Source organism: Stenotrophomonas sp. P2112, from assembly GCF_041897515.1.
Lineage (GTDB): Bacteria > Pseudomonadota > Gammaproteobacteria > Xanthomonadales > Xanthomonadaceae > Stenotrophomonas > Stenotrophomonas sepilia.
The window spans coordinates 518025-538146 of record NZ_CP169216.1 but is presented as its reverse complement, the minus strand read 5'-3'; the positions used below and the strand labels follow the sequence as shown (position 1 = coordinate 538146).

Genomic DNA, 20122 nt, shown 5'->3' with positions numbered 1-20122 from the left:
GATGAAACTCTCCTTTGAACAGGGCATCGCCGCCGGTGTGGCCGGCCTGGTGGCCATGGCATTGATTGCCGGGGTGCTGCTGGTCGATCACGGTGCGGCTGCGGCGCCGGTCGAAGCCAGCGCGCAGATCCAGGCACTGCCGGCCCCCACCGGCGATGCGGCGTTCCGCGATGACGCCACCCACGCCAGCGTGGTGTTTGCCGGCGGTTGCTTCTGGGGCGTGCAGGGCGTGTTCCAGCACGTCAAGGGCGTGAGCAATGCGGTGTCCGGCTATATCGGTGGCAGTGCAGCCAATGCGCGCTATGAGCGCGTCAGCGGTGGACAGAGCGGTCATGCCGAAGCTGTAAAGATTGACTACGACCCGCGCCAGGTCAGCTATGGACAGCTGATGCAGGTGTTCTTCTCGGTCGCGCACGACCCGACCCAGCTCAACCGCCAGGGTCCGGACCACGGCAGCCAGTATCGCTCGGCGATCTTCAGTGATGACGCCCGCCAGCAGGCGGCCAGCCGTGCCTACATCGCCCAGCTCAGCCAGGCCGGCAGCTACCGCGCACCGATCGTCACCCAGCTGGTCAGCGGCCAGCGCTTCTACCCGGCCGAGAGCTACCACCAGAACTACATGACCAACTACCCGCAGGCCGCCTACATCCGCTACTACGACGCACCGAAGCTGGCGGCCCTGGCCAGGCAGTTCCCGGCGCTGTACCGGCGCGAGGCGGTGCTGGTGCCGATGCGCTGACGGCATTTGCCCTGGGGCTGATCGGTGCTCGGCTCTACACACAAAAAAAGACGCACGGCGGTCCCGCCGTGCGCTTGGAATGCGCCAGCCACGCCCCGATCAGGCCCGGCCGACGACGACATGCTAGGCTCGCCATCATCATGGGTACAGCACCAGATGGCGGGATGTTCGATGGATACAGATGACCAGGCCACGATGATCCCTCCACGCTACCAGCGGCTCTCCGACGAACTGGCTGAGGCCATCCACGGCGGTCGCCTTCCGGTCGGCAGCCGCCTGCCTTCGCTGCGGCAGATGGCGTCACAGCGCAGGCTCAGCCTCAACACGGTGATCGCCGCCTATCGCCAGCTGGAAGATGCGGGCCTGGTCATTCCGCGGCCCAAGGCCGGCTTCGAGGTGGCGCCGCGGCTGTCGGTGCCGGAACGATCATTGCGCGATGCGCCCTCGGCACCCACCGCACCGCTGCAGCAGGTGCTGATGGCGCGCGTGCTGGAAGCGCAGCGCCGCCCGGGTGTGGTCGACCTGGCCTTCGCCGGCCCGCGTGGTCGCCAGTTCTATCCCGGCGCGCAGTTGGCCAAGCACACCGCGCAGGTACTGCGCCATGGCCAACAGACGGTGGAGACCTACGCGCGCCCGAATGGTTCACCGCGGCTGCTGGCGCAGATCGTGCGCCGCAGTCCGCGCATGGGCCTGCACACCCACGCCGAGCGACTCCTGCTGACCCATGGTGCGATGGAAGCCCTGCAGCTGGCGTTGCGCGCGGTCACCCAGCCCGGTGATGCGGTGGGCATCGAGGCGCCGTCCTACTTCAACCTGTATCCGTTGCTGGCCAACCTCGGCCTGCAGGCCATCGAGTTACCCACCCACCCGCAGCACGGACTGGATGTAGGTGCACTGGATGCGCTGCTGGAGCACACGCCGCTGGCCGCACTGGTGGTGATGCCGACCGTGCACAACCCGCTCGGCTGCACCATGCCGACCGCCGCCAAGCAACGCTTGGCCGAGCTGGTCAACGGACGGCAGCTGCCCCTGATCGAGGATGCGGTGTACGCCGAGCTGCAGTTCTGCGAGCCACCGGCCCCGTTGCTGAAAGCCTTTGATCGCGATGGCTGGGTGATGGTGGTCGGTGGCTTCTCAAAGACACTGGCGCCGGATTACCGCATCGGCTGGCTGGATGGCGGTCGCTTCGCAGAGCGCATCGCGCTGCTGAAGTTCCAGTCCACCGGCGGTGAGCCGCAGCTGCTCGGCGATGCGGTGGCCGCGTATCTGGAAGCAGGCAGCTACGAGCACCATCTGCATCGCATGCGCCGCCTGTACCGCGAACAGGTGGGACGGCTGCGCCAGCTGGTAGCCGAGCATTTCCCGGCAGGCACCCGCGCCACCGAACCACAGGGCGGATTCCTGCTGTGGCTGGAACTGCCGGGCGTTGACACGCGCGAGCTGTTCGAGCGAGCGCTGCAGGAGGACATCGTGTTCATGCCCGGCCAGGTCTATTCGCGTGGTGCGCGCTATCGCCACTGCCTGCGGCTGTCGTGCTGCCAGAGCCTGGATGCGCGCTTCATCGGTGCGGTGGAACGGCTGGGTGCGATCGCGCGGGAGCTGGCGGCTGCAGCACGGTAGTGCCGGCCGCTGGCCGGCAACTGCACGGACGTGATTCATCGAGGTTGCCGGCCAGCGGCCGGCACTACCCCAGGTCGTCGAGCAGGTGCGCCGCCAGCGCTTCACCACTGGCATCCGGCAGATGCGGCAGCCGTCCCCAGCACGGCATCGGCAGGCGCTGCTGCAGCGTGGCGATGTTCTCGTCCTGGCGCTGCATTGCCGGGTCGATGTGGTTGCCGATCCAGCCCAGGCAGTCCACGCCGCTGGCCTGCAGCGATTGCGCGGTCAACCGCGCGTGGTTGACGCAGCCCAGCCGCATGCCCACCACCAGCAGCACCGGCAGCTGCAGCGCACGCACCAGGTCGAGCTGGTCCAGCGTGGCCGAGACCGGCGCCAGCCAACCGCCCACGCCCTCCACCACGACGATATCGGCCTTCGCGCGCAGGCGTTCGAACGCGGCCACGATCGGCGCCAGCGCCACCTGCACGCCGTCCTCGGCAGCAGCCAGCTCCGGTGCCAGTGGCTGCCGCAGCGCATAGGGATTCAGATCGGCATAGTCCGGCACCGGCCAGCTGGCCGCCTGCAGCGCCAGCGCGTCCTCGTTGCGCAGGCCCTGCCCCAGATCCTCGCTGCCGCTGGCCACCGGCTTCATGCCCACCGCGCGCAGGCCACGCTGGCGCAGTGCATGCAGCAGCGCGGTGCTGGCCGCGGTCTTGCCGATTTCGGTATCGGTGCCGGTAACGAACAGGGCGGGCGGCAGCGTAGCGGGCAACGGCATCGATCGGCTCCAACAGGGCAACAGTGCGTGCATTATCGCCGGCCCGGTGCACTTGCTAGACTGCGGGCATGTTCGCCAATGCCTCGCTCACCGGCAGCAAGCCGGAACAATACGCCCAGCTGCTGGAACAGGCCCGTGGCCTGGTCTACGCCGAGTCCGACCGCATCGCCAACGCGGCCAACCTCTCCGCACTGGTCTATCACGCCCTGCCCGACCTGAACTGGGTGGGCTTCTACCTGTATGACGGCAAGGAACTGGTGGTCGGCCCGTTCCAGGGCCTGCCGGCCTGCGTGCGCATCCCGCTGGACAAGGGTGTGTGCGGTGCCGCCGCCAGCCAGCGCGTAACCCAGCGCGTGGACGACGTCGATGCCTTCCCCGGCCACATCGCCTGCGACTCGGCCTCGCGTTCGGAGCTGGTGGTGCCGCTGCTGCGCGGCGATGAACTGATCGGCGTGTTCGATATCGACAGCCCGAAGGTCGGCCGCTTCGACGCCGACGATCAGGCCGGCCTGGAAGCCATCGCCCGCGTGTTCGTCGAGGCACTGGGATGAGCGCACCGAAGCTGCGCAACATCGGCCCGAAGAGTGCAGCGTGGCTGCGCCAGGTCGGGCTGCGCAGCCGCGAGGACCTGGTTGCGATCGGCGCAGTTGGCGCCTTCGTCAAGGTCAAGCGGGCCGGCTTCAAGCCCAGCCTGAACCTGCTGTACTCGCTGGAAGGCGCATTGCTGGACTGCCACTGGCAGGAGCTGAGCGAGCCGCAGCGTGAAGCGCTGGTGCAGGACTACGAAGCGCGCATCGCCGCGCATCCGCTGAAGTCGGCCGGCCCGGCGTCGGGCCCGGTGCATGAGCAGCGCTTCGATGCCGACGATGACGCTGAAGACAGCGTTGCCGAGGGCGCGGACGAGGATTGACTGCACCGGTAGTGCCGGCCGCTGGCCGGCAACTGCGTGATCCTTGCAACGTTCCTGAGGCTGCCGGCCAGCGGCCGGCACTACCGATGGACTACGGCTGCTGCAGTTCCAGCAGCTCGCCCACCAGCCCGACCTCGCCCCGCTCCAGCCACACCCGCAGGCGCGTGCCGTGGTCGATGCGCAGGGCCCAGCACAGCGACATCGGCAGGCCGCAAACCTGCGACAACACCATGCGCAGCGGGCCACCATGGCTGACCACCAGCGTCGGCACCGGATCATCATCATCGAGCAGGCGATCCAGCGCGCGCGCGATACGCCGCTCGAAATGACCCCAGCTCTCGCCGTTCGGCGGCGGGAACGCATGCGGATCGGCATGGAAGGCGGCCAGCGCATCTTCCGGCAGGTCGAACAGCGACTGCCCGTCCCAATCGCCGAAATCCAGTTCTTCCCATTCCTCGTCCGCTTCGACGTCCAGCCCGCGTGGGGTGGCCAGCGCCATCGCCGTGTGCAGGGCGCGCAACCGCGGTGAACTGATCACCCGCTCCCAGCGTTGCCCGGCATAGGCCTCGACCAGCTCCTGCGGCAGGCCGGCCAGCTGCGGTGGATCGCTGCGGCCATCAAGGAACTCATCGCGACCGTTGCCGGCATGGCGGACCAGGTCGAGGATCATGCGTGCGTCCCGGACGGGCGACGCAGGTACAACGGAGAACGGGCAGACATCGGTAACGGCACCACGGGATCGAGCAACCATTCTAAAGGCACAGCAGAGGCAGCCGCGCAGGCGCGACGCAACGGGACGGCCTGCGATGCCGTAGACTGCGCGCACTTCCAGGTGACCTGCGGCCGTGGCCGGCAGGTTGAAACGGGAAGCCGGTGACGCGTGATTCCATGCCAGGCCGGCGCTGCCCCCGCAACGGTAAGCACGTCAGTTCCAGGCAACACCGCCACTGTGCCGCAGGCATGGGAAGGCGCCTGGACGGTGGCCTCGCGCCACCCGGCGGCAAGCCCGGAGACCGGCCCGGAAGCCTCAGGTCGCGATGCGGTGGGCATGGCGCTGGATGACCGTGGCGTGCGCTGCGGCATCGGCGCGTGCCTGCCTTCGCGGCTCCTCCCCTTCGCCACGCGGGCGTGCGTGGCACCTGGAGTCCCCCCATGAAGCTGCAGTCCCGAATGCTGTCCCTGGCCGTACTGGCCGCCCTGCCCGCGCTGGCACAGGCCGCCGATGACACCACCGCGCTCGACCAGATCCTGGTCACCGCCACGCGCACCCCGATCGCCCTGCAGGACAGCATCGCGCCGGCCCAGGTGATCGACCGCGCGCAGATCGAATCCAGCCAGGCCACCTCGCTGCAGGAACTGCTGCGCGGCCGCGCCGGCATCAACCTGACCAATGCCGGCGGGCTCGGCAAGCAGAGCTCGCTGTTCCTGCGCGGCACCAACTCGGGCCACACCGTGGTGCTGGTCGACGGCGTGCGCATCAACAGTGCCGACCTCGGCCTGGCGATGTACCAAGACCTGCCGCTGGCGCAGATCGAGCGCGTGGAAATCGTGCGTGGCCCGCAGTCGAGCCTGTACGGCGCCGATGCCATTGGCGGCGTGATCCAGATCTTCACCCGCCGCAACCAGGGTGATTTCGCCCCGCACTTCCAGCTCGGTGGCGGCAGCAACGGCCTGCGCGAAGCCAGCGGCGGGATCGGCGGCGGGACCGAACGCGGCTGGTTCGGCGCCGACATCGCCTACCAGCATTCCGATGGCATCGATGCCTGCCGCGGCTCGGCAACGCTGTTCACCGGCTGCTTTGCCGACGAACATGACCGCGATGGCTACCGCAACCTGTCCAAGAGCCTGCGCGGTGGCTACACCTTCAACGACCAATGGAACGTGGAAGGCAGTGCATTGCGTGCCGACGGAAAGAACCATTACGACGGCTACTACAACTATTCGGAAACCCGCCAGCAGGTGCTGGCCGGCAAGGTGCGCTACACCCCGTCCGAACGCCTGTCGTTCACCGCCAATGTCGGGCGCAGTGACAACGAGTCGGACAACTTCGGTGACTTCGATGCCCGTGGCAGCGCTCAGACCCACCGCGACAGTGCCTCGCTGCAGGGTGACTTCGCCTTGGCCGAAGGCCAGCTGCTGAGCACCGGCGTGGACTGGAGCGAAGACAACCTGGATGGCAGCAGTGCCGGATATCGGGTCGACAGCCGCCGCAACACCGGCGTGTTCGTGCAGTACCAGGGACGCTTCGGTCGCCACCAGCTGCAGGCCAGCGCGCGCAACGACGACAACCAGCAGTTCGGCAACCACGCCACCGGCAGCCTCGGCTGGGCGATGGAGCTCGGCCACGGCCTGCGTGTCAATGCCAGTTACGGCACTGCGTTCAAGGCGCCGACCTTCAGCGACCTGTACGACCCGTGGAGCGGTGTGCCGACGTTGAACCCGGAGAAGTCCAAGAGCACCAACCTGGGCGTTTCGCAGCAGGGACAGGGCTGGCACTGGGGCCTGGACGTCTATGAAACCCGCATCGATGATCTGATCACCTACGATGCGGCGACCTTCAGGATGCAGCAGGTGGAGAAGGCGCGCATCCGCGGTGCCGAACTGACCGGTGGCGTGCTGCTGGCCGGCTTCGACATCAACGCCCAGCTGAGCTACACCGACCCACGCAACCGCACCGGCGGCAGCACCCAGTTCGACAACTGGCTGCCGCGTCGTGCACAGCAGACCGCGCGCCTGGACCTCGATCGACGTTTCGGGGCCTTCCGCGCAGGCCTGACGGTTCAGGGAGCGGGCAAGCGCTATGACGATGCCGCCAACGCGGTGAAGGTGGCGGGTTACGGCACGCTGGATCTGCGCGCCGAGTACGCGCTGACGCCGTCGTGGTCGCTGCTGGCGCGTGCCGCCAACGTGTTCGACCGCAGGTATGAGACGGTGGCGTGGTTCAACCAGCCGGGCCGTGAGTACCAGGTGAGTGTGCGTTACCAGCCGAAATGATCGCGACGGTCATGGTAGTGCCGGCCGCTGGCCGGCAACATCATGACCTTCGGCAACGCATTCCGGGTTGCCGGCCGGCGGCCGGCACTACCCCTGCGTCAGCCCTGCAACCCCGGCAGTTCACGCAGGTCATCGATCACCGCCACCGCATGCGCGGTGGCCAGGTCCAAGCCGCGCGGGTAGCCGTAGCGGACCAGCGCGATCGGCATGCCCGCATCTTCGGCGGCGCGGTAGTCGGTCAGCGAATCACCCACCATCAGGCAGGCATCGACCGGCAGCCCGAAGTGCGCAGCGATATGCCGCAGCGGCTCACCGCTGGGCTTGCGCTGCGGCAGTGAATCGCCGCCCAGTACCAGCGCGAACGCATCACCGATGCCCAGGTGCTGCAGCAGCGGCGGCACCAGTGCTTCGGGCTTGTTGGTGCAGATCGCCAGTGGCACGGCGCGCGCGCGCAGCTGCGCCAGTGCGTCGGCCACGCCATCGAACAGGCGCGGGCTGCGCAGCAGGCATTCACGGTAGTGCACCATGAACACCGGCATGACCTCGGCCAGGTCGACCTCACGACCGGCGGCGTGCACGGCCTGTTCGACCAGGCGGCGCACACCGTCGCCGATCCAGCCGAGCACGGTGGCTTCCGGCACCCGTGCCATGCCGATGGCTTCCAGCGTGCGGTTCAGCGCTTCGGCGATGTCAGCTGCGCTGTCGACCAGCGTGCCATCGAGATCGAATACGACCAGCGGATAGGGATACGACAAGGGACGACGCCTGTACAACGTGGGGCCGTCCATTGTACGCCGCGCTTTTTCCCCGGGATCGGCCTCAGCCGATCCTGCGTGCGCGGGTGGCCAGAAAGGTGGGCAGGTAACGGTCGATCAGGAAGCGCGGCTTCGGCTGCCAGTCTTCCATGAACCGATCAATCACGAAGCCTGCATCCAGCTGACCGCCGATCAGTTCGGTCAGGCTGTGGCCAAAGGTCAGCGCATCGCCGCGGGCGAGTTTCGCCTCACGCTCTGCGGCGGGCAGGTCTTCCAGGTCCGAATAGGGAATGGCGTACTGCGGCCGGATCAAACCCTGTGCATCCAGCTGCGGATCACGTGCACCGACGAACAGCACGGGGTTGTAGAAGCTGGCCATCAACATGCCATCGCGCGCCAGCACGCGGCGGCATTCGGTCCACACCGGGCGCACGTCGGGTACGTACAGGTTGGAGATCGGATGGAACACCACGTCGAAGCTGTCATTGGCGAATACGTGCAGGTCGCGCATGTCGCCCTGCACCGTGCGCAGCTGCAGGCCGTCGCGCGCAGCGACCCTGCGGTCCTGTTCCAGCTGCCCGTCGGACAGGTCGAACACGGTGACGTCGGCGCCCGCAGCGGCCAGCACGGGTGCCTGCTGGCCGCCGCCCGAAGCCAGGCACAGGATGCGACGGCCGCGCACGTCGCCCAGCCAGTCCAGTGGCAGCGCGCGTGGGGTCAGGTGCACCTGCCAGCGGCCTTCGCGCGCGGCGGCAATGGTTGAACTCTCCACCGGGCGCGACCATTCGCGCACTTCGCTGGCCTGGCGGTCCCAGGCAGCACGGTTGTGGTCGATCAAGGCCTGTCCATGGTTCATGTGTTCTCCTTGCCCGGTGGGCGCCAATCCAGATCCTGGAAGGCCGGGCTGGCGAAACACTCGGCCAGGTAATCCAGGAATCGCCGCATGATAGCGGGCTGCTGGCGCCGTGACGCGTACACGGCATGAATGCCGAGCTCGTCCAGACTGAATCCGGGCAGCAGTTCGATCAGCTCGCCGCTGCGCAGCAGTGGCGCCACCTGGTAGGTCGGCAGCATGGCGATCCCGGCACCGGCGCGTACCGCCTCCAGCAGCAGCGAGGCCTCGTTGGCGCTGATGTTGCCGCCCACCGCCACCGACAGCGAACGGCCATCGCGGTGCAGCTGCCACAGGCTCTTGCCGACGTAGTGGTGGGTCAGGCAGTTGTGCGCGGCCAGGTGCTCCGGCGCGGTCGGCGTGCCACGCGCCTGCAGGTACGACGGCGTCGCGCACAGTACCGAGCGGCAGGTGGCCAGCCGCCGCGCGATCAGGCTGGGGTCGATCTGGCGCGCGATGCGCACGGCCAGGTCCACGCGCTCCTCGACCAGGTTCACCGTACGGTCGACCAGCAGTAGCTCGATGCGCGCCGCTGGATGGCGCGCGACGAAACCGGCCACCGCCCGTGCCAGGTGGCTCTGCCCGAACGACACGCTGGCGGTCACCCGCAGCGTGCCGTGCGGCTCGGGATCATCACTGGCCAGCTCGCCCTGCAGTTCTTCGCCGATCGCCAGCATCTGCCGGAAGCGCGCCAGCGCCGCCTCGCCCGGGCCGGTCAGGCTGACCCGGCGCGTGGTCCGGTGCAGCAGGCGTGCACCCAGCCAGCCCTCGACCTCGGCCAGGTAGCGGCTGACCATCGCCCGCGACATGTCCAGCACTTCCGCGGCGGCGGTGAGGCTGCCGCGCTCGGCCACCTCGACAAACACGGTCATGGCGGTCAATCGGTCCATATGCTCGATCCACGCAACAAACAAGCGCGTTATACGCTGTTTTTCGAGCGACTGCAGCAGCCTAGAGTGGCCCCATTCCCAGCCCACATCGCCCCACGGAGTCCTGCCATGAAGATCGCCCTCGTTGGTTCCACCGGCAACATCGGCCGCCAGATCGCCCGCCACGCGCTGGCCCACGGCCACGAACTCACCGTCATCGTGCGCAGCGCGCAGGACCTCCCGGCCGAACTGGCCGGCGCCCATCCGGTGATCGCCTCGCTGGATGACCAGGACGCGCTGGTCGCCGCCATCGCGGGCCACGACGTACTGGCCAGCGCCTACGGCCCGCGCCCGGGCGACGACATCGGCCGCGTGGGCGAGATCGCCGCGCAGCTGGCGGCCGCCGCGCGCAAAGCCGGCGTACCGCGCCTGGTGGTGGTGGGTGGCGCTGGCAGCCTGGAAGTCGCGCCGGGCGTGCAGCTGGTCGATACCCCCAACTTCCCGGAAACCTACAAGCCGTACGCGCTGGCCCATCGTGAAGCCTTCAATCGCCTGCAGGCAGTGGACGACCTGGACTGGACCTTCTTCTCGCCGGCCGCCGAAATCGGCCCGGGCGATGAGCGTGGCCAGTATCGCGTGCAGCCCAAGGCCTTCCTGGCCGACGCCAGTGGCCACAGCCGCATCAGCTATGCCGACTACGGCGCCGCGTTCGTCGCCGAGCTGGAAGCGCACGCTTACCCGAAGCAGATCATCACCGCCGCGTACTGATCCAGCTACGCCCCTTGTAGAGCCAAGCCCGCGCTCGGCTCTACGCGAACATGCAGCCGGGCATTGGCCAGGCTCTACACAAGGAATTTCCCATGCGTACCGCTGCCCTGCTGCTTCCCCTCGCCCTGGCCGCCACGTTCACCAGTGCGCCGCTGCTGGCCGCACCGGCCACCGCGGCGCCGGCCGCCGCGACGAAATCACAACTGCACCTGCAGACCTTCCATCCCGGCCCGCAGGCGATGTTCTCGGTATCCTCGGTGCTGATCGAAGGCCGGCATGACGCGATCCTGGTCAACGCGCAGTTCGGCGCCAGCGACGCACGCAAGCTGGTCGAACGGATCCGCGCCAGTGGCAAGCAGCTGACCACGATCTACATCAGCCACGGCGATCCGGACTACTACTTCGGCCTGGCCACCCTGCAGGATGCCTTCCCGCAGGCACGCATCGTCGCCACTGCGCAGACCGTCGCCCACATCCAGCAGACCCGGGCCGGCAAGCTGGCCTACTGGGGACCGAAGATGGGTGCCGACGTGCCGGCGCGCATCGTGGTGCCGCAGGTGCTGGACGGTGATGCCCTGCAGCTGGAAGGCCAGCGCCTGCCGTTGATCGGCCTGGATGGCCCGACCCCGGACCGCACGGTGCTGTGGGTGCCGTCGCTGCGCGCGATCGTCGGCGGCATTCCGGTGGTGGCCGGCGAGCACGTGTGGATGGCCGACACGCAGACGCCGAAGTCGCACACTGACTGGCTGCAGACCCTGCAGCGATTGCAGGCACTGAAGCCGAAGGTGGTGGTGCCGGGGCATTACGCGCCGGGTGCGGCGCTGGATGCCAGTGCGTTGCGCTTCACCGCGGACTACATCCGCGCGTTCGACGCCGAGGCGGCAAAGGCGAAGGACAGTGCGGCGCTGGTGCAGGCGATGCAGGCGCGCTATCCGAAGCTGGACGGCGTGGCGTCGCTGGAGCTGAGTGCGAAGGTGGCCAAGGGCGAGATGCCGTGGCCATGAGATAACGGGGTTCTTCTGCAGGGCTGCGCCCTGCACCTGCAGAGGCAACAGCAACAGCCGAAGCAACAGCCGAAGCTGGTTTCCTGAGGGTGGGCGGGGTGGGTGCGGTTGCGGGGGACGCCGTCAATCCGTCCATGGAGGCTCGGTCGCGCCATCCATGGCGCTCACGCCCCCGCAACCGGACCCACCCCGCCTTCGACAGTTTCCCGCTATCTGTCGGAACCTGCTGCTGATGGTGGGTGCCGACCGTTGGTCGGCACGGGGTCGGATCCCGTTGCTGCGCAACGGGCTCTGACCCCGCTGTTTGATGATTAGGTATCTGTGGGATTGATCATGTCGTGCTCGAACAATTCCCCCTGCACCACCGCCTCCTTCTCGCGGAAGCCGCCCAGCCCGACGCCAACCAGGCGGTAACGCGTCTCCGCCGGCAGGTCGACGCGGGCGCGCAGGGCCAGCGCGATGTCGCGCAGTTCTTCCATCGATTCCGGCGGGCGCTCCGGGGTGAAGCTGCGGGTGAGGATGCGGAACTGCGCGGTCTTCAGCTTCAGCACCACGGTATGGCCGACACGCTCGGTCTTGCGGGTCGCCTTCCAGGTCTTCTCTGCCAGCTGCACGATGGCCTCGGTCAGGTCTTCCAGCAGCAGGTCTTCGGCGAACGTGTCCTCCGAGGAAATCGACTGCACCTGCTGGTCCGGCTCCACCGGCCGCTCGTCGATGCCGCGTGCGCGGTTGTACAGGCTGCGGCCGAAACTGCCGAACGCTTCTTCCAGATCGATCAGTGCCCACTGCCGCAGGTCGCCGCAGGTGGCGATGCCGCGCGCGGCCAGCTTGCCTTCCATCACCTTGCCGACGCCAGGCACCCGGCTCACCGGTAACGGCAGCAGGAAGGCGTCCACCCGCTGCGGCGGAATCACGAACTGGCCATCGGGCTTGCGCCAGTCCGAGGCGATCTTGGCCAGGAACTTGTTCGGCGCGATCCCGGCTGAAGCAGTCAGGTTCGTCTCCTCACGGATCTGCATGCGGATGGTACGGGCGATATCGGTCGCCAGTTCGATGCCGCTCTTCGGCTCGGTCACGTCCAGGTAGGCTTCGTCCAGCGACAACGGCTCAACCAGGTCGGTGTGGCGCAGGAAGATCTCGCGCACCTGGCGTGACACCGCCTTGTAACGTGCGAAGTCGGGCGGCACGAAGATCGCATCCGGGCACAGGCGTTCGGCCCGCACTGCCGGCATGGCCGAACGCACGCCGAACACGCGTGCTTCGTACGATGCCGCGCACACCACCGAGCGTGCGCCGCGCCATGCCACAACCACCGGCTTGCCGCGCAGTGACGGATCGTCGCGCTGCTCCACCGACGCGTAGAACGCGTCCATGTCAACGTGGATGATCTTGCGCAGTCGGGTCATGTCAGGTGGAAAAGGCGGGGCCGGGCCGGGTGGGCCACACGCCGAAGTATGGTCGTTGCACATCAACAGGATGCGCGTATTCCCTTGAAAACACTACGGTTGCGTACGGTTGAAATGTTTGATCGGGACAGTTTCCACGGGCATTCTCGGGCGCTTGTTTCCCTGTTCTCCGCTTCCAGGATTGTGCTTCATGACCCGTCTCCACGCGTTCAACCGCGAACAGCTGCTGGCCAGCGCACGCGGTGAACTGTTCGGCACCGCCGCCGGCCGTTTGCCCAACGACCCGATGCTGATGTTCGACCGCATCACCGACATCCGCGAGGACGGCGGACCGCATGGCAAGGGCATGGTACGCGCCGAACTGGATATCCGCCCGGACCTGTGGTTCTTCGGCTGCCACTTCATCGGCGACCCGGTGATGCCAGGCTGCCTGGGCCTGGATGCCATGTGGCAGCTGACCGGCTTCTTCCTGACCTGGCTGGGTGCACCCGGCAAGGGCCGCGCGCTGGGCTGTGGCGAGGTGAAGTTCACCGGCCAGGTATTGCCGGACGCCAAGCTCGTACGCTACGAGATCGACATCAGCCGGGTCATCAACCGCAAGCTGGTGATGGCCCAGTCGGACGCCCGCATGTACGTGGACGACCGCGAAATCTACAGCGCGCGCGACCTGCGCGTCGGCCTGTTCACCGAAACCGGGAGCTTCTGATGCGTCGCGTCGTCATCACCGGCATGGGCATCACGTCCTGCCTCGGCAATGATCTGGATACCGTTTCGGCCGCGCTGCGTGAAGGACGCGCGGGCATCACCGCCCTGGCCGACCACGCCGAAGCAGGCCTGCGCAGCCAGGTCGGTGGCCGCGTCGACCTCGACCTGGACGCCTTGATCGACCGCAAGCAGAAGCGCTTCATGAGCGACGCGGCGGCCTTCGCCTACCTGGCCATGCGCGATGCCATCGCCGATGCCGGGCTCAGCCCCGAGCAGGTCAGCAGCCTGCGCACCGGCCTGATCGCCGGTTCCGGTGGCGGCTCCAGCGAATGGCAGATCGGTGCCGTCGACCTGCTGCGCGAACGTGGCGTGCGCAAGGTCGGCCCGTACATGGTGCCGCGCACGATGTGTTCGACGGTCTCGGCCTGCCTGGCCACGGCCTACCAGATCAAGGGCGTCAGCTACTCGCTGTCGGCTGCCTGCGCGACCTCGGCGCATTGCATCGGCGCCGCTGCGGACATGATCCGGCACGGTGCGCAGGACATCATGTTCGCCGGCGGTGGCGAAGACCTGCACTGGTCGATGAGCGTGATGTTCGACGCGATGGGTGCCCTGTCGACCAGCTTCAACGAAACCCCGGCCAGTGCCTCGCGCCCTTACGACAAGGACCGCGACGGCTTCGTCATCGCCGGTGGTGGCGGCATGCTGGTGCTGGAGGATTACGACCACGCCGTCGCACGCGGTGCGCACATCCATGCCGAGCTGATCGGCTATGGCGTCACCTCCGACGGTGCCGACATGGTCGCGCCCTCCGGTGAAGGTGCGGTGCGCTGCATGAAGATGGCGCTGCAGGGTGTCGATCGCCCGCTGGACTACCTGAACACCCACGGCACCTCGACCCCGCTGGGCGATGTCACCGAGCTCAACGCGATCCGCGAAGTGTTCGGCGATGCGGTGCCGCCGCTGTCTTCGACCAAGGCGTTGTCCGGGCACTCGCTCGGTGCAGCCAGCGTGCACGAGGCAATCTACTGCCTGCTGATGATGCGCGATGGCTTCGTTGCCGGTTCGGCCAACATCGGCGAGCTGGACCCGAAGGTGGAGAGCTTCCCGATCCTGCGCGAGAGCCGCGAGGAGAAACTGGATACGGTGATGTCCAACAGCTTCGGCTTCGGTGGCACCAACGCTGCGCTGGTGTTCGGGCGGGTGTGATTGAAAAGGTGTGCCGACCAACGGTCGGCACCCACCAGAAGATGTAGAGCCGAGCCCATGCTCGGCTCAGTGCCGACAAACGGTCGGCACCAATAGATGTAGAGCCGAGCCATGCTCGGCTCAGTGCCAACCAAGGTCGGCACCCACCGCTACTTCGGCAGCAACGGCAGCAGCAGCGCGTGCGCGTCCACCAGGGATCCAACGATCCGGTGTCCCAGGGCACGCAGCTCTTCATCAGGATGCACCAGGTCCGGCACCTGGATCACGGTCATGCCGGCCGCCAATGCTGCGCGCGTACCGGCCGGTGAGTCTTCCAGCGCCAGGCAGCGTTCCGGGGCCTGGCCCAGCCGCTGCGCGGCCAGCAGGTAGATATCCGGCGCCGGTTTCGGCCGCGCCACGTCGCCACTGGTGATCACCGCATCGAAGTACGGCAGCAGGCCAGCGGCCGTCAGCTTGCGGTTGGCCCGCGGCTGCCGCGTGGTGGTGGCCACCGCCCGCGGTACCGCGTGCACTTTCAGCAGCTCCAGCAGTTCCAGGATGCCCGGACGCAACGGCAACCCGGTCTGTGTGCGTGCCTCATACAGGTCGTGGCAACGTGCGGCCACCGCATCGATCACGCTGTCCTCGATGCCCTGCGCGCGCAGCAGCGCGTGCGAATCGCGGTCGCCGAGGCCGACCATGCGCAGGAACACCGTTTCATCCAGGCCCAGTCCGAACTCGTCGGCGGCCTGGCTCCAGCAGGCCAGCGAAACGCGCTCGCTGTCGATCATCAGGCCGTCCATGTCGAAGATGACGGCGTCGGGGAGGAACGGCAGCGCAGCAATGTTGGTCATGAAGCGAACAGCGTATCCAGGTCGGTGGAAGTGAGCTGCCGCCATTGCCCCTCGTCCAGCCCCTGCAGGTCCAGCCCGCCGACGCGGCTGCGATGCAGGGCCTGCACGTGGTTGCCGGTGGCGGCGAACATGCGGCGTACCTGATGGTAGCGGCCTTCGTGCAGCACCAGCCGCGCACGGCGCGCATCCAGCACCTCCAGTTCAGCCGGCAGCAGGGGCGTCTTCTCCGATTCCAGCATCAGCGTGCCGCTGGCGAACAGCGCCACCTCGTCGCCGCGCAGGTCCTCGCTCAACTCGACCTCATAGACTTTCGGCAGCTTCGACTTCGGCGAAATGATCCGGTGCAGCAGGCCACCATCGTCGGTCAGCAACAGCAGGCCACTGGTCTCGCGGTCGAGGCGGCCGACCGTGGACAGCACCGGATCGCGGTCGCGGAAGCGCGGCGGCAGCAGGTCGTAGATCAGGCGCCCGGTGTCCTTGGTCGAACAGGTGTAGCCGGCCGGCTTGTGCAGCGCGATCGACAGCCCCGGCGGTGGGTCCAGCGGCTCGCCATCGACCCGGATGGCGTCATGCGGCACTTGGTCGTCGGCATACAGCACCTCGCCATCGGCGTCGGTGACGCGGCCTTCGCGGAACATCCATTGCACCTGCTTGCGGCTGCCATAGCCCAGGTTGGCGATGTGCTTGACCAGCTTCACTTGCCCTTCCCCTTCACTGCTTCCACCAGCTTGAAACCGTCGCGTTCGGCGACCACGCGCACCGCGCCGAAGCTGTCGTTGAGGGTGTGCTCGTAAGGCAGGTGGCGGTTGGCCACCACGTACAGGCGCCCGCCCGGGCGCAATGCCTGCGCAGCCACGGCGATGAAGCGCTGGCCGATGTCCGGGCGGTCAGCGCGCGACGGCGTGTGGAACGGCGGGTTGCTGATGATGACGTCGTAGCCCGGCTCGATGCCGGCGGTGACGTCCTGCCACAGGAAGCGCAGCGGCAGCGGGCGCGGTGGCGGCGCCAGATTGAGCTCGGCCAGCGCCAGTGCGCGCTGCTCGGCCTCGTACAGGTCCAGCGCGGTGATCTTCGGGCAGCGTTCCAGGAGTTCGCGCGACAGGTAGCCGTAGCCGGCGCCGAGGTCGGCGGCGCGTCCGGCCAGGTCGGCCGGCAGGTGCTCGGCCAGCAGCGCCGACGCCGGATCGATGCGATCCCAGGCGAACACGCCCGGGCGGCTGAGGAAGCGACCGCCCACGATCGGGCGCACCGCATCCAGCGCCGACCAGCGCCTGGCCAGGTCAACGTCGTGCTGGCGCTGCAGCGGGGCGGTCCAGTACACGCGGCAGTGGTTCTTGGTCAGGCAGCCACCGAGGCCGGCCAACTGCTTGAGGTCGCCCTCGCCCGAACGCGCACCTTCGTTGTTGGACTGGCAGGCAACGATGCGGCCGCCGTCGGCGACCAGCGCCAGCGCACGGGCGAACAGCGCACGGGCTTCTTCGCGCTGGCGCGGCGGCAGCACCAGCACCAACGGGTAGCGGCCCTTGCCGGCCGCGTCATCCAGCTGCCCGCTGACGGTCCAACCGGCAGCCTGCTGCAGCGGTTGCGCGAACGGGGCGAAGCTCTGTTCGCAATGCACCTCGCGGTTGCCGGCCACTTCGCGCAATGGCCAGCCATCGCGGGCACGCAGGAAGGCCACCGGGCCCTCCGGCCAGCGCAGGGCGCCTTGGGAGAACGGCAGGAGCAGGGTCTGCAGGGGGGCGTCGTCGCTGGAGGCCATCGGCGCGGGTACTTCAAGCGTGAGGGCCGTCCATTGTACCGGCTTGGCCGGGCCGGCCCCGGCGGCCCGCTTTGCGAAACCCGAACGGGGCCTTGATCCGCCAGAAACATTGAAACGTTCAGGGTAGAGGCTCCCCCCGGAAACCCAGGAGAACCTGCATGCGAGCCTTGTTCGTCGGTGGCGTGGTCGACAACAGTGAAATGGACCTGGAAGGCAGCCATCCGCCCGTGCACTACCCCGAGGACACCGGCGGCGGCCACTCGCGCTACCGGCTGCATCAGATCGGTCATGGTGCCGACGGCAGCGTTGCCTACGCCGTCTATGGGGCACCGGACCTGGCCGATGACGAGGTGGCGAGGGTTGCAGAGGAGCGGGCGTACGCACGCCGATTCGAGGCGACGCCGACGTTGTTCGAGCATTGACACATCCGTAGCGCCCTGGCCCACGCTCGGACGGCGGCAGAGCCGAGCGTGGGCTCGGCTCTACCTCGGATCAAGGCGCCTTGGGTGGCAGGCGGTTGATACTGGCGATTTCATCCAGCCACACATGGTGCTGCTGCACCGGCGTGTCGTAGTCATCCAGGCGCAACTGGCCGTTGCTGCCTTCATCACCAGCGGCGTTGCGGTATTGCTGCACAGTTGGCCTCACCGCCACCGTGCCGAGCAGGCGGCGGCCATCGTGCAGAATCAGTTCCACCTGCGTTTCGCCATCCAGCTGCGGCAGCAGGGCTTCCAGGCGCGCGATCTGCGCCGGATCGGTGTGGATACGTGGAGCTATACGGGACATCGGCGACCTCCTGACTGCAGGGTCGCCTATCGGCCGTGAATGTTCAGTGCAGCGCGCTGTCCGCGCGCGGCACCTGCACCTTGCGCACGGCAGCCACCAGCTGCGCTACCGAGTACGGCTTGGCCACATGCTCCTGGAAGCCCGAGGCCAGCGCGCGGCGACGGTCGTCGGCACGCGCCAGTGCAGTCACCGCCACCGCAGGCAAGGCCGCCGCGTCCACGCCCATGTCCTCGCGCAAGGTGCGCACCAGCCCATAGCCATCCATGCCCGGCATGCCGATGTCGGTCAGCAGCACGTGGTATTGCAGGTGGCCGGTGTCGGCCAGCAGTGCCAGCGCTTCGCCGGCCGAACTGGCCGCAGACACGCTGGCGCCCTGCTCTTCCAGCATGCGCCGCAAGTACTCCAGCACTTCCGGCTGGTCTTCCACCGCCAGCACATGCATGCCGCGCAGCGGATACGGCTCGACGATCACCGGCTCCAGGATCGGCCCGCTGATCACTTCGCGCAGCGGCCGCCGTTCGGCATCGGGAACATGCTGGGGCAGGCGCACGGTGAAGGTCGCGCCGTGGCCGTGGCCCTCGCTGGCCGCAGTGACCGTGCCACCATGCAGTTCCACCAGCTGCTGCACGATCGCAAGGCCCAGGCCCAGGCCGCCATGGCGGCGGGTGGTGGTGCCGTCGGCCTGGCGGAAGCGGCTGAACAGATGATTGAGGAATTCGGGTGCGATGCCATCACCGCTGTCACGCACGGTGATCTCCCAGTAGTTGCCGTCAGCCCGCAGCTGCAGGTCGATGCGGCCTTCAGCCGGGGTGAACTTGATCGCGTTCGAGAGCAGGTTCCAGAACACCTGCTGCAGGCGCGTGGCGTCGCCCAGCACCAGGCTGGGTTGCGTGGGCAGCTGCAGGTGCACGTCCAGCGCCTTGCCTTCGGCCACCAGTTCCTGCGCGCCGATCGCCTCACCCAGCACCGCGCACAGGTCCAGCACTTCCACCTCCAGCTGCACCTTGCCCAGCAGCATGCTGCTGAGGTCGAGCATGTCCGAGATCAGCCGCTTCTGCGCACCGGCGCTGTTGGCGATCACGTTCAGGCCCTTGTACAGCGGACTGGTGTTGTCCACTCGCTGCAGAAGCAATTCGCTCCAGCCGAGGATGGTAGTCAACGGCGTACGCAGCTCATGCGACAGCGTGGCCAGGAATTCATCCTTCAGCCGCGCCATGTTTTCCGCAGCACTGCGCGCGGCACGCTCGGACTGCAGCAGTTCCTCGCGGGCCAGCTCGATCTCGCGGCGTTCGGTCACGTCCGGGCTGCTGCCGGCCAGGCCGATGAAGCGGCCCATGCGCGAGAAGCGCGGGCGGGCGTTCATCTCCAGCCAGCGCCACTGGCCATCGGCACGGCGTGCGCGCACCAGCGCATGCATGGAGCGCTGCGCCTTCAATGCTTCCTGCAGTTCGTACTCGAAGACCGATGCGTCGTCCGGATGCACCAGGCCGCGCCAGACGTCCTCCGGCACGCGCGTCTCGTCACCGCCGAAGAACTCGCTGAAGGCACTGTTGACGAAACGGGCATGGCCGCGCTCGTCCAAGACCCACACCGGCATCGGCAGGCCGTCGGCCAGCGCACTGAAGCGGGCTTCGCTTTCGCCCAGCTCCACTTCCATCTGCTTGCGTGCGGTGATGTCGAAGAACAGGATGCCGACCTTGTCCTCGCCCGGCCGGCCCACGCGCACCGCATCCACCGCGAACGAGCGGCCCAGCGCACGCGCCTCCATCTCGAACTGGGCCGGGCGGCCGCTGCGTGCGACCTCGCCATAGATGCGGAACCAGTCCTGCTCATGGCCGGGCTCCAGCGCCGTCATGCGCTTTCCACGCGCATCCTTCAGCCCTGTGTGGCGCTCGAAGGCATCGTTGACCTCGATGAAGCGGTAGTCGACCGCACGATCACCCTCGAACAGCACCTGGATCACGCAGAAACCGGCGTTGATGCGCTCAAGCACGCCATGATGCAGGTCGGGTTCGGGCGCCGGCACCGTCATCGGTGGGCGCTCCACAAGGGGCGGCAGTGTGGACAAGGGTGTCTGTGCAGGCCAGGTTGGAGGCACAGCATCTTCCAAAGGGCG

Annotated in this window: 21 protein-coding genes and 1 riboswitch; of the genes, 10 read left to right on the top strand and 11 right to left on the bottom strand. The window is 67.8% G+C overall.

Going from position 1 to position 20122, the window contains the following annotated elements:
* Position 1: 1 nt before the first annotated feature.
* Together msrA and ACEPA4_RS02550 are read left to right on the top strand one after the other, a co-directional pair.
* On the top strand, positions 2 to 739 hold the full coding sequence (gene msrA, locus ACEPA4_RS02555; RefSeq protein WP_065179295.1) for a peptide-methionine (S)-S-oxide reductase MsrA: 738 nt from the start codon (positions 2 to 4) through the stop codon (positions 737 to 739).
* Positions 740 to 910: 171 nt separating this feature from the next.
* Positions 911 to 2359, top strand: a complete 1449-nt coding sequence (locus ACEPA4_RS02550) for a PLP-dependent aminotransferase family protein (RefSeq protein ID WP_262090895.1) — start codon at positions 911 to 913, stop codon at positions 2357 to 2359.
* A 64-nt stretch (positions 2360 to 2423) separates the two neighbouring features.
* Here ACEPA4_RS02550 and bioD read toward each other — a convergent pair whose 3' ends face one another.
* Entirely contained in the window at positions 2424 to 3116 is a 693-nt protein-coding gene (bioD, locus tag ACEPA4_RS02545; protein WP_164093533.1) for a dethiobiotin synthase, read from the bottom strand.
* 68 nt (positions 3117 to 3184) lie between these two features.
* Between bioD and ACEPA4_RS02540 the strand changes: the two genes are divergently transcribed.
* Positions 3185 to 3667, top strand: coding sequence for a GAF domain-containing protein (locus tag ACEPA4_RS02540; protein WP_004140850.1), 483 nt, complete (start codon positions 3185 to 3187; stop codon positions 3665 to 3667).
* Entirely contained in the window at positions 3664 to 4026 is a 363-nt protein-coding gene (locus tag ACEPA4_RS02535) for a TfoX/Sxy family protein (protein ID WP_065179286.1), read from the top strand. The genes ACEPA4_RS02540 and ACEPA4_RS02535 overlap by 4 nt, the downstream gene beginning before the upstream one ends.
* Before the next feature lie 91 nt (positions 4027 to 4117).
* Here the strand turns inward: ACEPA4_RS02535 and ACEPA4_RS02530 are convergent, their stop codons facing one another.
* Positions 4118 to 4696 carry a histidine phosphatase family protein gene (locus tag ACEPA4_RS02530; RefSeq protein WP_065179285.1) on the bottom strand — a complete coding sequence of 193 codons (579 nt, stop codon included), beginning with the start codon at positions 4694 to 4696 and terminating at the stop codon, positions 4118 to 4120.
* A gap of 143 nt (positions 4697 to 4839) precedes the next feature.
* Positions 4840 to 5063, top strand: a riboswitch (cobalamin riboswitch).
* 115 nt (positions 5064 to 5178) lie between these two features.
* On the opposite strand from ACEPA4_RS02530, the gene btuB reads away from it, so the two are divergent.
* Positions 5179 to 7020, top strand: coding sequence for a TonB-dependent vitamin B12 receptor (gene btuB, locus ACEPA4_RS02525; RefSeq protein ID WP_164093532.1), 1842 nt, complete (start codon positions 5179 to 5181; stop codon positions 7018 to 7020).
* 98 nt (positions 7021 to 7118) lie between these two features.
* On the opposite strand, the gene gph is transcribed toward btuB, so the two are convergent.
* The 3 genes from gph to ACEPA4_RS02510 form a co-directional block, all read right to left on the bottom strand.
* A complete protein-coding gene (gene gph, locus ACEPA4_RS02520) occupies positions 7119 to 7775 on the bottom strand; it encodes a phosphoglycolate phosphatase (protein ID WP_139726682.1) in 657 nt (218 codons plus the stop codon).
* Positions 7776 to 7839: 64 nt separating this feature from the next.
* Positions 7840 to 8631, bottom strand: coding sequence for a class I SAM-dependent methyltransferase (locus ACEPA4_RS02515; RefSeq protein WP_005415136.1), 792 nt, complete (start codon positions 8629 to 8631; stop codon positions 7840 to 7842).
* Entirely contained in the window at positions 8628 to 9557 is a 930-nt protein-coding gene (locus tag ACEPA4_RS02510) for a LysR family transcriptional regulator (protein WP_005415135.1), read from the bottom strand. Before ACEPA4_RS02510 ends, ACEPA4_RS02515 begins: the two co-directional genes overlap by 4 nt.
* Before the next feature lie 108 nt (positions 9558 to 9665).
* On the opposite strand from ACEPA4_RS02510, the gene ACEPA4_RS02505 reads away from it, so the two are divergent.
* On the top strand, positions 9666 to 10304 hold the full coding sequence (locus ACEPA4_RS02505) for an NAD(P)-dependent oxidoreductase (RefSeq protein ID WP_139726681.1): 639 nt from the start codon (positions 9666 to 9668) through the stop codon (positions 10302 to 10304).
* Positions 10305 to 10396: 92 nt separating this feature from the next.
* Positions 10397 to 11308, top strand: a complete 912-nt coding sequence (locus tag ACEPA4_RS02500; protein ID WP_164093530.1) for an MBL fold metallo-hydrolase — start codon at positions 10397 to 10399, stop codon at positions 11306 to 11308.
* Between the two features lie 311 nt (positions 11309 to 11619).
* Here ACEPA4_RS02500 and dinB read toward each other — a convergent pair whose 3' ends face one another.
* Positions 11620 to 12714, bottom strand: a complete 1095-nt coding sequence (dinB, locus tag ACEPA4_RS02495; protein WP_139726679.1) for a DNA polymerase IV — start codon at positions 12712 to 12714, stop codon at positions 11620 to 11622.
* A gap of 190 nt (positions 12715 to 12904) precedes the next feature.
* Here dinB and fabA point away from each other — a divergent pair, with 190 nt between their 5' ends.
* Entirely contained in the window at positions 12905 to 13420 is a 516-nt protein-coding gene (gene fabA / locus ACEPA4_RS02490; protein ID WP_005415130.1) for a 3-hydroxyacyl-[acyl-carrier-protein] dehydratase FabA, read from the top strand.
* The gene (gene fabB, locus ACEPA4_RS02485) at positions 13420 to 14628 is read left to right on the top strand and encodes a beta-ketoacyl-ACP synthase I (RefSeq protein ID WP_262090894.1); all 1209 of its coding nucleotides are present in this window, start codon (positions 13420 to 13422) and stop codon (positions 14626 to 14628) included. The genes fabA and fabB overlap by 1 nt, the downstream gene beginning before the upstream one ends.
* Positions 14629 to 14777: 149 nt before the next feature.
* Here fabB and ACEPA4_RS02480 read toward each other — a convergent pair whose 3' ends face one another.
* Genes ACEPA4_RS02480 through ACEPA4_RS02470 form a run of 3 tightly spaced genes read right to left on the bottom strand, consistent with a single transcriptional unit; the run spans position 14778 to position 17220 of the window.
* Positions 14778 to 15461, bottom strand: coding sequence for an HAD family phosphatase (locus tag ACEPA4_RS02480; RefSeq protein WP_164093516.1), 684 nt, complete (start codon positions 15459 to 15461; stop codon positions 14778 to 14780).
* On the bottom strand, positions 15458 to 16159 hold the full coding sequence (locus ACEPA4_RS02475; RefSeq protein ID WP_053498050.1) for a pseudouridine synthase: 702 nt from the start codon (positions 16157 to 16159) through the stop codon (positions 15458 to 15460). Before ACEPA4_RS02475 ends, ACEPA4_RS02480 begins: the two co-directional genes overlap by 4 nt.
* Complete coding sequence (locus ACEPA4_RS02470) at positions 16156 to 17220, bottom strand: class I SAM-dependent methyltransferase (RefSeq protein ID WP_065186688.1); 1065 nt, start codon at positions 17218 to 17220, stop codon at positions 16156 to 16158. The genes ACEPA4_RS02475 and ACEPA4_RS02470 overlap by 4 nt, the downstream gene beginning before the upstream one ends.
* A 158-nt stretch (positions 17221 to 17378) precedes the next feature.
* Here ACEPA4_RS02470 and ACEPA4_RS02465 point away from each other — a divergent pair, with 158 nt between their 5' ends.
* Complete coding sequence (locus tag ACEPA4_RS02465; RefSeq protein WP_005415125.1) at positions 17379 to 17642, top strand: hypothetical protein; 264 nt, start codon at positions 17379 to 17381, stop codon at positions 17640 to 17642.
* Positions 17643 to 17712: 70 nt separating this feature from the next.
* Here ACEPA4_RS02465 and ACEPA4_RS02460 read toward each other — a convergent pair whose 3' ends face one another.
* Together ACEPA4_RS02460 and ACEPA4_RS02455 are read right to left on the bottom strand one after the other, a co-directional pair.
* Complete coding sequence (locus ACEPA4_RS02460; protein WP_019660923.1) at positions 17713 to 18006, bottom strand: DUF3247 family protein; 294 nt, start codon at positions 18004 to 18006, stop codon at positions 17713 to 17715.
* A 43-nt stretch (positions 18007 to 18049) separates the two neighbouring features.
* Complete coding sequence (locus tag ACEPA4_RS02455) at positions 18050 to 20038, bottom strand: ATP-binding protein (RefSeq protein WP_065186687.1); 1989 nt, start codon at positions 20036 to 20038, stop codon at positions 18050 to 18052.
* Positions 20039 to 20122 lie beyond the last annotated feature (84 nt).

Bases quoted from the DNA above. Each gene is read 5' to 3' on its own strand.
- msrA (WP_065179295.1), top strand. From the start codon at position 2: ATGAAACTCTCCTTTGAACAGGGCATCGCCGCCGGTGTGGCCGGCCTG.
- ACEPA4_RS02550 (WP_262090895.1), top strand. From the start codon at position 911: ATGGATACAGATGACCAGGCCACGATGATCCCTCCACGCTACCAGCGG.
- bioD (WP_164093533.1), bottom strand. From the start codon at position 3,116: ATGCCGTTGCCCGCTACGCTGCCGCCCGCCCTGTTCGTTACCGGCACC.
- ACEPA4_RS02540 (WP_004140850.1), top strand. From the start codon at position 3,185: ATGTTCGCCAATGCCTCGCTCACCGGCAGCAAGCCGGAACAATACGCC.
- ACEPA4_RS02535 (WP_065179286.1), top strand. From the start codon at position 3,664: ATGAGCGCACCGAAGCTGCGCAACATCGGCCCGAAGAGTGCAGCGTGG.
- ACEPA4_RS02530 (WP_065179285.1), bottom strand. From the start codon at position 4,696: ATGATCCTCGACCTGGTCCGCCATGCCGGCAACGGTCGCGATGAGTTC.
- btuB (WP_164093532.1), top strand. From the start codon at position 5,179: ATGAAGCTGCAGTCCCGAATGCTGTCCCTGGCCGTACTGGCCGCCCTG.
- ACEPA4_RS02515 (WP_005415136.1), bottom strand. From the start codon at position 8,631: ATGAACCATGGACAGGCCTTGATCGACCACAACCGTGCTGCCTGGGAC.
- ACEPA4_RS02510 (WP_005415135.1), bottom strand. From the start codon at position 9,557: ATGGACCGATTGACCGCCATGACCGTGTTTGTCGAGGTGGCCGAGCGC.
- ACEPA4_RS02505 (WP_139726681.1), top strand. From the start codon at position 9,666: ATGAAGATCGCCCTCGTTGGTTCCACCGGCAACATCGGCCGCCAGATC.
- ACEPA4_RS02500 (WP_164093530.1), top strand. From the start codon at position 10,397: ATGCGTACCGCTGCCCTGCTGCTTCCCCTCGCCCTGGCCGCCACGTTC.
- dinB (WP_139726679.1), bottom strand. From the start codon at position 12,714: ATGACCCGACTGCGCAAGATCATCCACGTTGACATGGACGCGTTCTAC.
- fabA (WP_005415130.1), top strand. From the start codon at position 12,905: ATGACCCGTCTCCACGCGTTCAACCGCGAACAGCTGCTGGCCAGCGCA.
- fabB (WP_262090894.1), top strand. From the start codon at position 13,420: ATGCGTCGCGTCGTCATCACCGGCATGGGCATCACGTCCTGCCTCGGC.
- ACEPA4_RS02480 (WP_164093516.1), bottom strand. From the start codon at position 15,461: ATGACCAACATTGCTGCGCTGCCGTTCCTCCCCGACGCCGTCATCTTC.
- ACEPA4_RS02470 (WP_065186688.1), bottom strand. From the start codon at position 17,220: ATGGCCTCCAGCGACGACGCCCCCCTGCAGACCCTGCTCCTGCCGTTC.
- ACEPA4_RS02465 (WP_005415125.1), top strand. From the start codon at position 17,379: ATGCGAGCCTTGTTCGTCGGTGGCGTGGTCGACAACAGTGAAATGGAC.
- ACEPA4_RS02460 (WP_019660923.1), bottom strand. From the start codon at position 18,006: ATGTCCCGTATAGCTCCACGTATCCACACCGATCCGGCGCAGATCGCG.
- ACEPA4_RS02455 (WP_065186687.1), bottom strand. From the start codon at position 20,038: ATGACGGTGCCGGCGCCCGAACCCGACCTGCATCATGGCGTGCTTGAG.